This is a genomic window from Pseudarcicella hirudinis (assembly GCF_900115665.1).
Lineage (GTDB): Bacteria > Bacteroidota > Bacteroidia > Cytophagales > Spirosomataceae > Pseudarcicella > Pseudarcicella hirudinis.
Genome location: NZ_FOXH01000008.1, coordinates 237,063 through 254,167, shown reverse-complemented (window position 1 = coordinate 254,167; position 17,105 = coordinate 237,063). Strand labels below are relative to the sequence as shown.

14 protein-coding genes and 1 pseudogene are annotated in these 17,105 nt (G+C 37.1%); all 15 read left to right on the top strand.

Annotated features, from left to right (window positions below; translation table 11 throughout):
• The coding region (locus BM179_RS15340) for an RHS repeat domain-containing protein (RefSeq protein WP_143095241.1) at positions 1–919 on the top strand (919 nt) is incomplete at its 5' end.
• A gap of 7 nt (positions 920–926) precedes the next feature.
• Positions 927–1,325, top strand: a complete 399-nt coding sequence (locus BM179_RS15335; protein WP_218159228.1) for a hypothetical protein — start codon at positions 927–929, stop codon at positions 1,323–1,325.
• Positions 1,326–1,340: 15 nt separating this feature from the next.
• Positions 1,341–1,511 (top strand): hypothetical protein, encoded by a 171-nt coding sequence (locus tag BM179_RS25365; protein WP_177219423.1) that lies wholly within the window; start codon positions 1,341–1,343, stop codon positions 1,509–1,511.
• 464 nt (positions 1,512–1,975) lie between these two features.
• Entirely contained in the window at positions 1,976–4,744 is a 2,769-nt protein-coding gene (locus tag BM179_RS15330; RefSeq protein WP_218159227.1) for a DUF6443 domain-containing protein, read from the top strand.
• A gap of 29 nt (positions 4,745–4,773) precedes the next feature.
• Positions 4,774–5,283 (top strand): annotated as a pseudogene (locus tag BM179_RS15325) (M91 family zinc metallopeptidase); the annotation flags it as partial.
• An 11-nt stretch (positions 5,284–5,294) separates the two neighbouring features.
• Entirely contained in the window at positions 5,295–5,771 is a 477-nt protein-coding gene (locus BM179_RS15320) for a hypothetical protein (protein WP_092018024.1), read from the top strand.
• Between the two features lie 331 nt (positions 5,772–6,102).
• Positions 6,103–6,546: an Imm44 family immunity protein gene (locus BM179_RS15315; RefSeq protein WP_092018023.1), complete on the top strand. Its 444-nt coding sequence runs from the start codon at positions 6,103–6,105 to the stop codon at positions 6,544–6,546.
• A gap of 124 nt (positions 6,547–6,670) precedes the next feature.
• On the top strand, positions 6,671–6,910 hold the full coding sequence (locus BM179_RS15310) for a hypothetical protein (protein WP_092018022.1): 240 nt from the start codon (positions 6,671–6,673) through the stop codon (positions 6,908–6,910).
• A gap of 397 nt (positions 6,911–7,307) precedes the next feature.
• Entirely contained in the window at positions 7,308–7,562 is a 255-nt protein-coding gene (locus BM179_RS15305) for a hypothetical protein (RefSeq protein ID WP_092018021.1), read from the top strand.
• 310 nt (positions 7,563–7,872) lie between these two features.
• Positions 7,873–8,169: a hypothetical protein gene (locus tag BM179_RS15300; RefSeq protein ID WP_092018020.1), complete on the top strand. Its 297-nt coding sequence runs from the start codon at positions 7,873–7,875 to the stop codon at positions 8,167–8,169.
• 67 nt (positions 8,170–8,236) lie between these two features.
• Complete coding sequence (locus BM179_RS15295) at positions 8,237–8,722, top strand: hypothetical protein (RefSeq protein WP_143095240.1); 486 nt, start codon at positions 8,237–8,239, stop codon at positions 8,720–8,722.
• 1,043 nt (positions 8,723–9,765) lie between these two features.
• Positions 9,766–10,899 (top strand): endo-1,4-beta-xylanase, encoded by a 1,134-nt coding sequence (locus BM179_RS15290; protein ID WP_229632959.1) that lies wholly within the window; start codon positions 9,766–9,768, stop codon positions 10,897–10,899.
• A 9-nt stretch (positions 10,900–10,908) separates the two neighbouring features.
• Complete coding sequence (locus tag BM179_RS15285) at positions 10,909–12,381, top strand: MFS transporter (protein ID WP_092018017.1); 1,473 nt, start codon at positions 10,909–10,911, stop codon at positions 12,379–12,381.
• Between the two features lie 12 nt (positions 12,382–12,393).
• Positions 12,394–13,410: a glycoside hydrolase family 43 protein gene (locus tag BM179_RS15280; protein WP_092018016.1), complete on the top strand. Its 1,017-nt coding sequence runs from the start codon at positions 12,394–12,396 to the stop codon at positions 13,408–13,410.
• A 560-nt stretch (positions 13,411–13,970) separates the two neighbouring features.
• A complete protein-coding gene (locus tag BM179_RS15275) occupies positions 13,971–17,099 on the top strand; it encodes a SusC/RagA family TonB-linked outer membrane protein (protein WP_092018015.1) in 3,129 nt (1,042 codons plus the stop codon).
• The last annotated feature ends 6 nt before the right edge of the window (positions 17,100–17,105 follow it).

The window sequence follows — 17,105 nt, the reverse complement described above, 5'->3', positions numbered from 1 at the left end:
AATAAAGGGCCCCGGAAGTAATGACCGCTTGTATAATGGTAAGGAATCAGATAGTGAGACGAGTTGGCTGGATTATGGAGCGAGGCAGTATGATAGTTCCTTGGGGAGGTGGATGGTAATTGACCCATTGGCGGAAGAATTTGAGCATCTTACACCATACAACTATGGCGAAAATAACCCAATTTTGATGATTGACCCTGATGGTATGGCTTCAAAATACAATTGGGAAACAGGCAAGTATGAAGATAATGGAAAAGAAGTAAGCTGGAAGAATGTTCAACAAGAATATGGAATAGGACAAAATGGCAATAATAGTGAACAAAATAATTGCTGTCCAGATGATGACAAAACCAAAAAGACAGAAGAACCAAAAACAGCAAGTGGTTTAAGTGAAGATAGTGGTTGGCGATATGTACCAGTAGTCGGTTCGGGAGCAGATGCAATTGATGCTTTTGACAGAGGAGATACTTGGACAGGCATAGGGCATACAGCATTGGCAATTTCTGATGTATTTTTAGTAAAGGCTCTTGTTATGGGAGTCGGTAAAGCGGTTTTTAAAGCAGGTGTGAAAGGTGGTATAAGACGTTATTTTGGAGTGGGGATGTCGCATGAGTATGGTACTACTGTTTCACGACTAAAGCGTTTAGGTATAGATATGACAGGTTCGAAACATCATTGGCTGATTTCACAAGAGTTAATGGCTCAACATACATGGCTAAAACCTATTGGAAATCAGGCATGGAATTTGACAAGGTTTTCAACTCATGCCTCACACATGAGATGGGCTCATGGAACAAGCTATGGTTTACAATCCAGCATACCAGGTTGGCAAGCGATGTACATATTTTCATCAACCCCAAATTATTTCAAATTTGGTTTATTACCTCAAACCATGAGATTAGGAAATGGAAAAAAATAATAACACAATGAAAGAGCCAATTATCCTATTTACTGAAAAAGATAAAAAAATGATTTCAATGAATACTTTTATTGCAGATAAACGTATTTTAAGTGCTAAAAGCGAATGGAATTCAAATATTCAAGTAATTGATTCAGAAGGGCAACAATACTTTATTCAAAGTTTAGAACAGGATAGCAACCTATTACTTTGGGAAAGTATCAAAAGCGTTGGCTTAATGGTAAAAGTTAAACCAATTTTTTCACAAGAACCCAAGCCAGTAACTTTTGAGGAGTTAAAAATTAGAATCAAAGCCCATGTGTCAAAGAATAAACGTCTTTGGTTGCCATTAGATGATGGACGTGGTTTAGATAAAATGATTGATGAGACTAATACTTTTGAGGAGTTAATCAGAATGTTTGTTTAAATCTTGTCGAAGGTGATGCTCATCCCTCAGTTTGATGATCCTCCCAAACCAGGCGAAGTTGGACATAACCCAAATGCGATAGGGGCAATAGAAACAGTAGTAAATGGGTTTAGAAGAGAATTGGGATTATTAGAACGAACATCTTACTTTACCCCCCTGTCCGTAGTCTTTTTTGACTACGGATAATTTATGGTGTAAAGTGTCTTTGACACAGTAAGTACTATAGTATGTCAAATTACTGTTTTCATTTCAAATTATTTTTCATTTCGATTTACCGTGTCAGAGAGAATGTTATTTATTTAACTAATAATCTTTAGAGTCGTATGGAACTCTAAGGGCTGGAGGTTCATACATCCGTATATAATCTTTAACGTCTCCCTTTCTCTTTTATATTATTTCATTACATAGGATTAATGATAGAAAGCCGTCGGTCTAAAAAAGGACTGATTAGAATCGTATTGTCTATTAATTGTTTAAAACTGGTTTTATGGTTTGACAGATTGTTTTTAAAAATAGAGCAAGTTTTGCAAAGAGCTTTTTTCTTTTATTCAATATTACTTTCATCAGGTTCTTATTATAAGGTGTAAGAACCTATCTGAGCTATTTTGACTATTTAATTAACTAAAGGGATGAATAAAGTATTACAGATATTGTTACTTATACTGGTTTGCAATTCAATATGGGGTCAAAGCAAGCCAAATAATTATGTACGGGAAACGATACACAAGGAATCAACTGTAACAGTTGGGGACTATTCTAATCCATATAAAGTACAGCATAAGGTTACGTATTTAGATGGCTTGGGGCGACCAATTCAGACGGTTATGGTTCAGCAGGGGAGTAAAGGGGAGGATATTGTAATTGGTATGGAGTATGACAACATAGGTAGAATGAGCAAAGAAACAGTTCCTTTTGCAGTAGATGCCGGTCAGGGGAATTTTGTTACAAGTCCGACCCTAACGGCAGGAGCACAATATAATGATTCACGGGGATTTTCAGAGACAAACTATGAATCATCTCCCTTAAACCGGGTGATACGGCAAGCAGGAGCTGGTCAGGATTGGGTAAGTGGGACGGGAGATCAAACTGTACGAGTTCGGTATCTTCTCAATGATGGCAGCGAAGTACTTCGATTTGAAGCGGGAATTATTTCGGATACATCAATCACAGATTTGACGAATTCAATAACTCCGAATGGTACTTATGGAGCAGGTCAGCTGTCGATAGTAGAGAGGGTAGATGAGAATGGTACGGGTTTTTCAGGAGGCAACCGAGTACGGGAGTATAAGGATAAGAGTGGTCGTGTTGTCTTAAAGCGTGTTTTTACGGGTAAAGATTCTCAGGGTTTTCTGGATACGTATTATGTATATGATGATCTTGGGCAATTACGAGCCGTAATACCCCCTAAGTTATCGGGGATGTTCATACCTGGGGGAACGTCCTTATCAGCAGTGGATAAGAGTAATTTTAATAATCTTGGTTATTTGTATCTGTATGATAACCGTGGTCGTTTATCCAAGAAGAAGTTACCGGGCTCGCAGGTAGTAAAAATGGTTTATAATGATCAGGATTTACTTAGCTCTAGGACAGATGGTAGAGGGATAGTGATAGCTTATGAGTATGATGGCTTAAACCGTTTGAGGAAGAAAAAACAGGGAAATACAGTCTTGGAGCAGTTTTTTTATGATGATTATGGAAGTGTATCCAATGCTTTCAATGCAGATTATAAGTTAGATGCGATAGACCAGGCGAATGTAAAGGGAATGTTGACGGGGAAGACAGCAGCAATCTTAAAGTCGGATGGAAGTATAAGCGGGGAGATCTCGACGGGGATTTATTATGATGTAAGAGGTCGTGTGGTCCAGACGGTAGAGAATGGGTATGGGGCAGGGGGGACAACCAGGCTGACGACGTCTCATAAGCTATCGTATACAGGTCAGGTGTTAGAGGAGAAGGTAAATATAGCCCCCTCTACGAAACCCTTTACGATCTACAAGAAATACACATATGATCATGCTGATAGATTAACGTCGATATGTCATCAGATTTTAGAGAACAAGAATGGGAAAGACGTAGAGGAAGTACCGCATTTACTGGATTCATTGAATTATAATAGATTAGGGCAGTTACTAGATCGGAGTTTAGGGAGGTTGCCAGCGAAGACACTAAAAAAGGAGGGTAAAATTCGTTTTACGGAGGCTCAGTTTTATTCGTATAACATCCGAGGCTGGTGGAAGGAGTCCTCTGCGAATACGAAGTTGCCATTAGGGAGTTATGGTTTGAATGCGACAACGGGCTTAAATTTCCGACATAACCTGGATTACACGGGCCAATACAATGGGAATATCAATTCGGTTACATGGTTGAATGACGGGGGGATGGATTATAGTTATGATGGAGTAAATCGTTTGACTTCTGCAAAAGGGAAGGGCTCGACGAAGTTTTCAGAAGAGGGGATAGAATATGATAGGAATGGGAACATAAAGTCATTACAGCGAAAGAATGCGAATGGAGTTTTGATAGATAATTTGAGTTATCAGTATGAAGGAGGTGGTCAGGAGGGGAATTCGAACAGATTATTAAGTGTAAGTGATAACTCTGGTAATGATGGCTATCCAACGAGTGGATTTTCGGGTAATTTCAGTTATGACGGAAATGGAAATATGACGAATTATCCAGCCAGAAAGATAACAGAGATAAAATATAATCTATTAAATTTACAGCAGAGTGTAACGCTGGATGGATTAACACAGGGTTATGATTATGCGGCAGATGGGACGAAGCTGGCTTTCAGACAGGCGAAGAATGGGAAGAAGGTATATTATGTAGGTCCGGTGGAGATCAATGATGGTGATGGAGGGATCAGGCGTATAGGAACAGAGGAAGGTCATGTGATGCCGAGGGATGGCTGGTATGAGGGGAGTAGTGAGAGTAAATATGTGTATTATTACACAGTGAAGGATCATCTTGGGAATGTGCGATTGGTGATCGATGATGATGATAATGCGAATGTATGGCAGAAGATAGACTATCATGGTTTTGGGATGGATGCGAATACAGGCTTTCCGAGTGGTATATTAAAGGGTCCCGGAAGTAATGACCGCTTGTATAATGGTAAGGAATCAGATAGTGAGACGAGTTGGCTGGATTATGGAGCGAGACAGTATGATAACACCCTGGGTAGATGGTTTGTTGTGGATAGGTTTGCTGAAAAATATTCTAGTCTTTCAGCTTATCAGTATGCTGCGAACAACCCTGTGAGTAACATAGATATTAATGGTGATAGTATTCAAGTAAGTGGAAATGGAGTGTCCTATAATTATGGATTTACCCAAAAGGGTGGATATGGTTTTTATGATAATCAGGGTAATATTTATTCTGGGGATGATAAGTTTATTAATAAGTATCAAGTGCTTTAGCCCGATTAGGGCTTGGCAAAGAAGGTAGAGAGTTAGTGGATTTTCTTTCTAACTCTTCAACGAATGTCAACATTTTGAGTAGTAATAGAAATTCTGCTGATTCGGAGGGAAGATATATAAATTTTAATCCAAGTTCGACAAGTTTAATTCCTACTGAAAAGGGTGGTGTAACCCCTCCATCCTATATAAGTTTGGGGCATGAGATGGCTCATATTGAGGACAAATACAAAAGAACATTGGATCAATCTAATTGGGTGTCGATAACTGGTTCCGATGGGAATACGCAAAATATTCCAAAAGCAGAGCTATATTCAACTCATAGAGAAAATCAACTGCGTTCAGAACAAGGTCTTCCTTTACGAACTCATTATGCTGTTGATGCAAATGGTAATGGATACGAGCCGACACGGATTATTATAAAGTCCACTCATATAGGTGTTTATGCGCAACCAATGCAAGTAGGAAGTTTTCAGATTCCATCATTTGGAGGTAGCACTGTAACTCGTCCTTTTATTGTTTCCCAACGTGTTTCCTACTAAATTAATATATTATGAAAACTTTTTTATTAATTTTAATAATACTATCAAGTCAATTAATTTGTTTTTCTCAACAGTCTTTTGATGTCTTATCTAAAAAGGTTTATAGATATCAAAAATTTAAAGATAAATCGACATTTCATGTAGCAGAGCTTTTTTTTGATGCTCGTAAATCATTAACTAGAATGATAAGCGCAGAATTAAAACAGCCAATTGATACATTATATTTGGTTGAAGCATATGACATACAATCGGGAGAAATAGTTGCTACTATTTGGTGTAGTTTATGGAGATATAATTACCGCTATGGTCGAAATAAAATCAAAATATTAGATTATGATAATTTCAGTAAAGAATTATATAATCAGACTATGCTTGGTAATGCAAAAATAACACTTAAAAAGGACTTTGGTACCATAGCAGGTTTAGCAACAAAAGTATGCTCTCAAAAAAAAGATTTTAATATAATCAGCCATTCATTTGAAGAATAACTCCAAGAATGGTATGGTCTAAGTCTTGCTAAGGGACATTTAAATCCCCTGTCCGCAGTCTTTTTTGACTACGGATGAGTTATGGTATATAGTGTCTTTGGCACGGTAAGCACATGAGATGGCATTTTTTGTTTTAATTTCAAATAATCGTTCATTTCAACTTATGTGTCGGCACCAATGGTTTATTTAATTCGAAGACGTAATAGAATCGTATTTTACTACCCCAATTTTCAGGTAACCAAGTAGAAATAAAAATTGCGAAAAAAATACAGATTTATAAATATGTACTTATAAATGGAGCCTTGCCTCCAGGGAATAAAATATTTAGATAATGGAATTTGCGTTAACACAAGAGGTTTCTGAACCTATTATAAAAAATGGAGTTTCAGATTACATTAAACAAGTGTCCGATAATATATCGGAATTTTTAAGAACAAGGGATTATGGAGATGATTTGCGTACTCTGTACGTAGGAATTATATGCGTTGCTCCAGAATTTGACTTTTTTCACAAAGTAAGGAAACCAAAATATAAAAAAGGTAAGGAGATTACGATCCAAGATGGACGACCTTACGAACGAACAGATGCTTTGGTCTATAATATAAAGTTAGACTATAACGTTTTTGTAAATGCAGATGCAAATGAGGTAAAAAAAATGTTGGCAAAGGAGCTTTTAATGTCGTTTGTTATTTTTAATTCTATAAAAGTAAAACTATTTGATAGAGAAGGCTTTGAGAGAGATGTAGCCTATTGTCTTAGGTCATATGCTGAGTAAGTGCACATGGGATACGTCATGCATAGATAAGCCTCGCGTTCTCTAGTTTTAGTGTTTCTGTGGAAGAAAGTCTCTATCCACCCCCTGTTTAACAAACAACTATAGGGCAAATGATGATGGAGAATTGTGGTATTTTGTAGTGGTTACAGATAATGCCAATTCATCCTGTGCTGTAACTACAAATGAGGTCTCAGCGAAAATTCTGAAATCCTCTGCAATTCCTGCCATTGTAGTAATTACTCCGCAGGTAACCAATCGTTTGATTGAAGTTTCAAAACAAGGAGTTGTAAAATTATCTGCAATTGGCTGCCTGGCATTTGCTAATCTTGTATGGGTTTATAATACTATACTCCCCTGTCGGTAGTCTTTTTGACTACGGATGAGTTATGGTATATAGTGTCTTTGACACGGTAAGCATATGAGATGGCATTTTTTACTTTAATTTCAAACAACCCTAGTTCACTAATGTACAATTTTGATCCATTGGCGCAGGCGAATTATTATAATTCGTATGTTAGAACGGGACTATCAAATGATGATGCAAAGAAAATAGTAACTTCAGTAGGTATACAAACTGGTTTGGCATTTATAGCTAATATGAAAATTAATCCATTTAAAAGCAAGAAGTGGTAAAATAGACGGATTTACTATCGTAACAAAAAAGGAATATGAGACTCAACAAAGGTTTGATGTTCATACTCTTTCGAGTAAAGGTTTAAACGGTAAATGGGCACAAGGAAAAAGATTACCCCATCTTCATATTGGAAAATCAAATAGTAAAATACGTAACATTGGCCTTGGGAGTGAAGTCCCTGAAATCTATGGAAATTATGGAAGATAAAGAGTTTTTTAGAATATATTTAGAAGCATTAGATAAAGCATTGGCTAATGATGAAGTCAATTTTGGATTTAACATTTACTATTCATACGATTATATTGAAGAAGAGACGGTATTAAAACAAATAGAAAATTTTGAAGAAGAAAACTATAACAGGTTTAAATTTTTTTTGATCTAGTTGGAGGTTATTTTGATGCAAAATCTCATAATATTGAAAGCGATGGTAAATACACTATTTATGAATACAGAGGAAAAGTAGTTGAAGCAGTGGAGAGGATGAAAAAGTATTTTCTTTTACTATAGTGTATTATAGCATACACCCAGTCCGTAGTCTTTTTGACTTCGGATCATTTACGATAGAGAGTATCTGTGATTCAGCTGGGATTAAATTTTCGGATTTGAATCCTACAAGTAAAAGTATTAAGTTAACTGGCGTGACCCCACAAGATAATACTAGAGTTCAACATAATTTTAAAATAAAATAGCTAATGAGAAATGCGATAGAGTTTTTTTTAGGATTTTTACTTTACTTAATAGGAGGAGGGATTTTTTTCTTTAAAATAAAAATAGCTCTTTTTATGAAAAAATTTAGAAATGTTGACCTTTTAGACACTTTTACAAGTTTTAAAAATATTACTTCATATGGATATACTCCTTTTTTTAGAATAGAAGCTCAAGGCGAAAGAGAGCTAAAAGATGTAAAAACTCTTTTAAAACTGACAAGAGTAATTAATACTCTTTTTATAATATTTATTATCATATCTATATTTTTTGTGTTGTCTTGATATAGCGGGAGTGTTCAACAACCTTACACAATTTAATGAACACTGGACTGAAAAAAGAGCTAACAAGATGGCAGAAATATGGTTTGGGAGAGATCTTCATCCTAACTTTTTAAAGAATTATCCAACAAAATATAAAATGAAGAATTTAATCATCATATTTATATTATCTTTTTTAATGTTTACGATAGGATGTGAACATCAAGATGGTAAACTAACGTTAGTTAATAATTCAGTGGATACTATATATTATGAGGTTGCAGATAGTATTATCTTTTACCCAATTGTTGAAGAAAAAGGGGAGATTAATTATTTATTTTCAAATATCATAAAACCGAAAGAAGAAAGAAATTTGCTGATTACAGATACATGGGAGTATTTCATTAATGAAAGATGTAAAGACAGTACCTTGACGGTTTTTTTCTTTACTAATAATTTAATAAGAACTGTGGGTAAAGACTCTATAATGAAGTATCGGCTTTATTCTAAGAGAGAAAGATTAAAGGTTAAAGACTTAGAGAAATCAAACTGGAAAGTATTTTATAGCGAACAATAATCCTAATTAATTTAAGTCTTCCTTTGGAGACTTAAATTTTAAATAGCAAAGAAGATTGTGTCAGGTAAATTCCTGGGTAATGAGGAAGAGGATGCATTATTGAGCTAAACTTGAAGAATTTGTCTTTCCCCTGTCCGTATTCTTTTTGACTATGAATAATTAATGGAGTAGGAGCATCAAGAACATTGTTTAGATCTACGGATGCTGTGAAATACTTGTTAAAACAATATTATTATGGAACAATATTATTGCGGAGTATGTGGATTATATATTGACGATTTGCCTTGGGGTAAAGAGGGAAATTGTCCCACTATGAAATATGTCCTTATTGTGGAGTGGAATTTGGAAATGGAGATTATTCCGTTGAATCTGTAAAAATTATAGAAAAGAAAGGATTAACAAAGGTATGATTATATGGTTTGATTTGAATAAAAAGCCAGATAAATGGAGTGTTGAAGTACAATTTCAAAATATCCTTCTAAAATTTGTATGAATAAATAAAGAGTCTAAAGATGTTTTGTACCGAACAGAAGATCTTTAGAGATGGACTCTCCCTATCCACAATCTTTTTTGACTATGGATAATAAATGAAGTAAAATGTCTGTAACGCACCAGGCATATCTTACCATCGAAGAGATAACAATACATAAAACCCTATAAAACTCCAGATAAAGTAGAAACATAGACTTATCCCAAAGTTATAATCAAAGCATATTTACGCACTTTGAACATTTGATGCGTAAATATGATGATATGTGCTACTTTATTTTTTAGCCATCTGCTTACTTTACATCTTCCCAAAAACATTCTGATACATTAACAATTTTATGAAACTCAATCGTCTTATTTTTCAATGGCATAATAAGGAAAGGTTTATTCTTATTTACCTGCTTAATCATAATCCCGGTTATTTTTTATCCCAAAATTTACATGCTCAGACTGGCATAATCTGAAAAATATTATTCTATCTGTCCTATGTTCCTATAAGGTTTTATAGTTACATATCCCGTGTCCTTAAATGAATTATCAACTAGAATATTTATATGAAAAAGAGTATGAATTATCATAAAATTGCAAAACCTTTTTACAGTGCATTTTTATTTTGTGCTTTATCTGTTTCCCCGTCTGTTGGTCAGAACAAAATTCAGTCTCTCAAGTCTGCTTATGAGGATGATTTTCTGATAGGCACAGCCTTGGGGACAGAACATATTCTCGAAAGGAATGAAAAAGCCAATAGATTAATCAAACGGGAATTCAATGCGATTACTCCTGAGAACATCATGAAATCTCAGATTATTCATCCCACCCCGAATCATTATAATTTCGATTTATCAGATAAATACGTTGAATATGGCCTGAAGAACGGCATGTATATTGTAGGTCATACTTTAATCTGGCATTCTCAATTACCTGCTTTTGCAGGTAAAATTAAAAATGCAGATTCCTTACGTATATTTATGACCGAGCATATCAATACGGTTGCCGGAAGATATGCCGGAAAAATTAATAGCTGGGATGTGGTAAATGAGGCCTTAAATGAAGATGGAACACTACGGAAATCTGTTTTCCTGAATAACCTGGGTGAAGACTATATCAAAAATGCTTTTGATTTGGCAGCCAAAGCTGATCCCCATGCTGCTCTATATTATAACGATTACAATATAGAACAACCTGCAAAGCGTAAAGGTGCAATCGAGCTTATCAGGAAACTTCAGGCAGGTGGAACGAAAATCGATGGGGTTGGAATTCAGGGGCATTGGAGTATTCATAAACTCAATCTGCAGGAAATTGAAACCTCTATCATTGAATTTTCTCAATTGGGTATTAAAGTGGCTTTCACTGAATTAGACCTTTCTGTATTACCTAATCCCTGGGATTTACAAGGGGCAGATGTCAATCAACGTTTTGCAGAAAGCCCGGCGATGAATCCTTACAAAGATTCATTGCCTGATTCCATTCAGACAGTTTTGGCAAATCGTTATACGGATCTTTTTAAACTTTTCTTAAAACATCGGGATAAAATCAGCAGGGTGACTTTCTGGGGAGTAGATGACAGTCATTCATGGCTGAATGGTTTTCCGATCAGAAATCGTACTAATTACCCATTGTTGTTCGACAGAGCCTTAGAACCCAAAAAAGCATATCAGGCTGTAATAAATCTAAAGACTACAAAATAACCGGTTCCGATGATTAAAGAGAAAAGAATAAGGAAACTATCTATTTCAGAGAAAATAGGTTACAGTCTGGGAGATTTAGCTGCTAACTTAATATTTCAGACATTAATGACATTTTTGGCATATTTTTATACAGATGTCTATAAAATACCTGCCGGGAAAGCAAGTATAGTGATTTTTACCGGAGGAATTGTCGGCGCCTTTTTTAATGTGGTAATGGGTTTAATTGCCGACAGAACCAGTACCCGCTGGGGAAAATTCCGACCATGGATTCTCTGGACTTCTGTGCCTTTTGGAGTTATTGCTCTTTTGGCATTTTCCACCCCCGATTTCAGCGAAAGCGGTAAAGTAATTTACGCTTTGGTCACGTACCTGCTATTAGTGCTTGTCTATTCTGCTAATAATTTACCCTACTCAGCTTTGAGTGGCGTTATGACTGGCGATATGGCGGATCGTAACAGTTTGTCGTCGTACAGATTTGTGGCGGTAATGATCGCTCAGTTTATCATTCAATCTTTATTATTACCTCTGACTATTTCACTGGGGCATGGCGACAAGGTGGTTGGTTTTGAAAAAGTAATGCTTTTTTTTGCCGCAATTGGTGTCGCCTGTTTCTTAATCACTTTTCTTACTACCAGAGAACGGGTAATATCTGCCAGACAAGAAAATAGTAGTGTAAGTCAGGACCTTTCGGATTTAGTAAAGAACCGGCCCTGGACGATTATGCTTTCTTTAACTGTGCTGATTTTTATTACTTTATCACTAAAAGGGGGGATGTATATTTACTATTTCAAGTATTACCTGAATCCTGTTGCTCAGACGGCTTTTTTGGAGGAGGTTGGCTTTAATCATTTCATAAAAGGTTTGAATCAATTTATTACTGGTTTAGGATTAGGAAAATTTGAATGGCCGGAAGATGCTCCAACTTCAGCTAATAGTTTATTTAATGCCTGTGGAATTATCATGATGATAGCCGGGATTATGTTTTCAAAACCTTTGGCCGACAAATTTGGAAAACGTAATGTTTTTGGTATTTTTCTGGCACTTTCTGCCTTATGCTTAATAATGTTTAACTTCTATTCTGGAGATTCTATCAGAGTGGTCTTTGTTACGCAGATTTTCCACGGATTTACTTATGGTGTTACCATTCCGTTACTCTGGGCGATGATTGCGGATGTGGCTGATTATGGAGAATGGAAAAATAACCGCAGAGCCACTGCCATTATTTTTTCTGCCATGATTTTTGGTTTAAAGGCCGGTTTAAGTATTGGTGGCGCTATTGGTGCGATTCTGTTATCGAGGTCAGGATATATTGCTGAAAAAGCCGGACAAACTGTGGAAACGGTTTCGGGGATCAGGAGGGCTGTAAGTATTTATCCCGGAATACTTTTCATTTTAGGAGCAGTTCTGGTTGTCTGGTATGAGATCGACAAAGTCATGGAATTAAAAATTGAAAAAGAATTAAAGCAAAGAAGAAACGCATAAAATTTTAGAAAAATGCCTGAAGTAAGCATAGCACACATTGATTTTGGAGATTTGAATCGCAGAGCAATTTCTCAGCCACTTGTAAAACATATTTATACAGCTGACCCCTCTGCTCATGTATTTAACAATAAAATTTATATTTATCCTTCTCATGATATTGAGGCAGGTATTCCTTTTGATGATTTGGGGAGCCATTTTGCCATGGAAGATTATCATGTTCTTTCAATGGATTCAGTGACAAGTGAGGCTATCGATAATGGTGTAGCGCTTCATGTAAATGATGTTCCATGGGCTGAACGTCAGATGTGGGCACCTGATGCTGCCTGTAAAAACGGGAAATATTACCTGTATTTCCCTGCTAAAAAAGCAGATAATATTTTTCAGATTGGCGTAGCTGTGGCAGATTCACCTGTAGGCCCTTTTGTCGCGGAACCTCTGCCGATTGCTGGAAGCTATTCAATTGATCCTGCGGTTTTTGAGGATGAAGACGGCTCGTACTATATGTATTTTGGGGGACTTTGGGGCGGACAACTTCAGAGTTATCGTAATAATCAATATTCACCTGAAAATCAGGAGCCCAAAGCAAATGAAACAGCGCTTAATCCGTTAATAGCCAAACTTTCGGATGACATGCTTGGTTTTGCAGAAACACCTAAAGAAGTTCTGATTTTGGATGAGAATGGTAATCCATTACTGGCTGGTGATAATGAAAGAAGATTTTTTGAAGCTTCATGGATGCACTTTTACCAGGGAAAATACTATTTCTCGTATTCAACGGGAGATACACATTTTCTTTGTTATGCCATCGGCGATAATCCTTACGGCCCTTTTACCTATCAGGGTCGTATTTTAAATCCCGTAGTAGGCTGGACGACCCATCATTCTATTTGTGAAGCAGATGGTAAATGGTATCTGTTTTATCATGATTCAAGCCTTTCAGAAGGCGTAACACATTTGAGGAGTGTAAAAGTTACAGAAATTACTTATGATACCGACGGGAAAATAAAGACAATAGAACCTTATCTTTAAATCATAATTGAATGTCAACATGACTTCGTTTAATACAGTCATGTCGTGACTATGTAATAATTATCAGTACATCATATCCGGGTTCTCCATTACTCCTGTGCAGGCGGGAATAATGGAGAACCTTTTTTATGTTTTAATATTACCAGACACTATTCTGCAAATCAAAAACCTGTGTTCTTATCTGCCCTTTTACAATATGTAAATGATACTTTCATTTTTCCGATTATTTAAAATAATAATTCAGGAAAGCTGAAGCACTCTCCGAAATATCAATTCTGTATAGCCATTGCACATAGGAAAGCCTCCTTGTTCTTATTGTATTGCCTCAAGTGAGCGTATATTGATCTCTTAGGTTTTGAAGACTAAGTGTATCTCTGTACGGAGAAAATCGGGCTTGGAAAAACTTTATTTGATAATAATAGTGTAAAATGGACACTTTTTGATAAGGCTGAACATTTGTCTTGGATATTTAGTGATTAGTGCTAATCTATTTTTTTACTATCATTTTACTTTGCATAGTAATTTCATATTATTTATTAAATGAATCATATTATTTATCTATGAAACAATTCAACTTAGCTATTTCAATCATTCAGAAGAGGCTATACTTAGTTGTATGGTGTATCTCCCTTCTGATTGAGTTTTCCGGTTTTTCTTTAAATGCTCAGACAGTAAAAGGAACTGTTAAGTCTGCTTCAGGAGAAGGGATTCCAGGTGCAACCGTTAGTATAAAAGGGACTTCCCGTGGTACCAGTGCTAATAAGGATGGAGCATTTTTCATTGCCTGTACGCCAAAAACAGTTTTGGTTTTCAGTTCGGTTGGTTATAAAACACAGGAGGTACTGGTTGGCAATAAAACAAGTATTAATGTGGTGCTGGAAGAATTTCAGTCTGCGTTAGATGAGGTAGTAGTTGTGGGTTATGGAAAACAAAAGAAAGAAGGTGTTGTTGCTTCGGTTACACAAACCACGAGTAAAGAATTAGAGCGGGCGGGTGGTGTTTCAAGTTTAGGCGCTGCTTTGACCGGAAATGTACCAGGCTTAATTACTAATGCCAGTACTGGTCTTCCGGGAGCAGAAGATCCTCAGATTATTATTCGTGGCCGCAGCTCCTGGAACAATTCAGATCCTCTCATTCTGGTTGATGGTGTAGAGCGCCCGATGAATAGCGTTGATATCAGTTCTGTTGAGACAATTACTGTACTGAAAGATGCTTCAGCAACTGCGGTTTTCGGTTCAAGGGGTGCGAATGGAGTAATTTTGATTACCACCAAACGGGGCAAAACCGGAAAGGCTTCCATCAGGGCTACTGTAAATACGATTGTCAAAGCTCCTTCCAAATTACCTCAGAAGTATGATTCATATGATGCTTTGAGAATCAGAAATGATGCAATTGAATATGAACTTGTTACAAAACCGGAAGGGTGGAGGGATTACTTGCCTCAGGCTATTCTTAACAAATACCGTAATCCGGCTAATTTGCAGGAAGCAGAACGTTACCCGAATGTTGACTGGGAAAAAGCGCTATTTAATTCTTATGCCATCTCAAATAACGCCAATCTGAATATCAGTGGAGGAACAAACTTTGTAAAATATTTTACCAGCGCAGACTTTTTGCAGGAAGCAGATTTATTTAAAATCTATGATAATAAAAGAGGGTATAAACAGGGTTTTGGCTTCAATCGACTTAATGTCCGGAGTAATTTAGACTTTCAGCTGACGCCGAGCACTCTTTTTAAAACAAACCTTTCCGGGTCTTATGGCGTAAGAAAAAGTCCCTGGGGATTCACAGGAAATCAGTATGGGCCGTGGATTGATGCTTATGCAGCAGCTCCCGACTTATTTTTGCCGCAATATGCAGATGGTTCCTGGGGTTTTTATGCACCAAATCAGGCAAGAGCTGAAAACTCCGCATTAAGCCTTGCCATTGGTGGTCTGCAATATCAGACTACAGCCCGCATAACCACAGATTTTACTTTAGATCAGGACTTGGACATGCTGGTGAAAGGTTTGAGAGCGACAGGAACGATCTCTCTGGATAACACTTTTATAGAATCGGACCGGGGTATTAATGACCTTTATAACGGTACTCAGCGCAAGTGGGTAAATCCTGAAACAGGTGTTGAAACTTTCCAGTCGGCTGTAGATGGTATTACTGGTTTTGACTTTCAGGAAGGTATAAAGTGGGCGCCGGCAGCGGGAAACATCGGTGCCAGCCAGCGTCGCCTGTTTTACCAGCTACAGCTTAATTACAACAAAACTTTTGCAGGTTTACACAACGTCACTTTAATGGGCTTAACAAACAGGAATGTGTTTGCAAGCGGTAGTACAATTCCATCTTACAGAGAAGACTGGGTATTCAGAACTACTTATACTTTCAACAATAAGTACACTGTTGAGTATAATGGCGCTTATAATGGTTCTGAGCAGTTCGCAAAAGACTACCGCTTTGCCTTTTTCTCATCCGGAGGAGCAAACTGGGTTATTTCAAACGAAAAATTCATGAATTCATTGAAATTTATCAATTCGATGAAACTTCGTATGTCTTACGGACAAACCGGTTTTGATAATCTGGGAGTAAGGTGGCCTTATCTGGAGCAATGGACTTACGGCGGAACGTCAAGATTGGGAGTAACCGGCGAAGGGGCAGAGCAAAGTCCGTACACCTGGTATTCGCAAGCCACAGTAGGAAACCCGACCGTACAATGGGAACAATCAGAGAAATTCAATCTGGGCTTAGACTTTGAAATTTTCAAAGGTTTTATCAAAGGTAAGGCCGACTTCTTTCAGGATAACAGAAGTAAAATTCTGCTGACAGGCAGGTCTGACGTTCCGAGTTATTTTGGGGCATCTCCACCGGTAGCAAATTTAGGAGCTGTAAAGGCAAGTGGTTATGAGTTAGAGCTTCATTTTAATAAAAACGTCGGAAAATTTCGTCTGTGGGCAGATCTTAATATGACACATACGCAAAACAAAATTCTTGAACGGGCTACTCCGGAATTGTTGCCGGATTATCAGAAGCCGGAAGGAATGCAGATTGATCAGTCTTATTCATATGTAAGTAAGGGCATGTATAATAGCTGGGATCAGCTGTATGGAAGCACAATGCACAATGTAAACGACAACCAGAAATTATTAGGGAACTATTATCTGGTTGATTATAACGGAGACGGGGTTATTGATTCACAGGATAGAATTCCGTATGGGCATACCAGCTGGCCTCAGAATACCTATAATGCTACTTTAGGTTTTGATTGGAAAGGTTTTTCAGCTTTTGTGCAGTTATATGCTGTAAATAATGCAACTCGTCAGGTTGTTTTTACAAGTTTAAGCTCACAAAGCCATACTGTTTATCAGGAAGGAGATTACTGGTCGCCTGCAAATACCTCCGGAACGCCTGTTCCGCGCTGGCTAACAACTCCGTTTGGTGATTACAGAGGTACACAGTATATGTACGATGGCTCATACGTGAGATTAAAAAATGCAGAAATAGCATATACCTTAACTCCGGAGCTCAGCAGAAAATTAGGACTCAGCAGTCTGAGAATTTACCTGAATGGGAACAACCTTGTTGCCTGGAGCAAAATGCCGGATGACAGAGAATCGAACTTTGCCGGTACCGGCTGGGCATCTCAGGGTGCTTATCCTACAGTAAAGAGATATAATTTGGGTTTGAACATTACTTTCTAATCAATT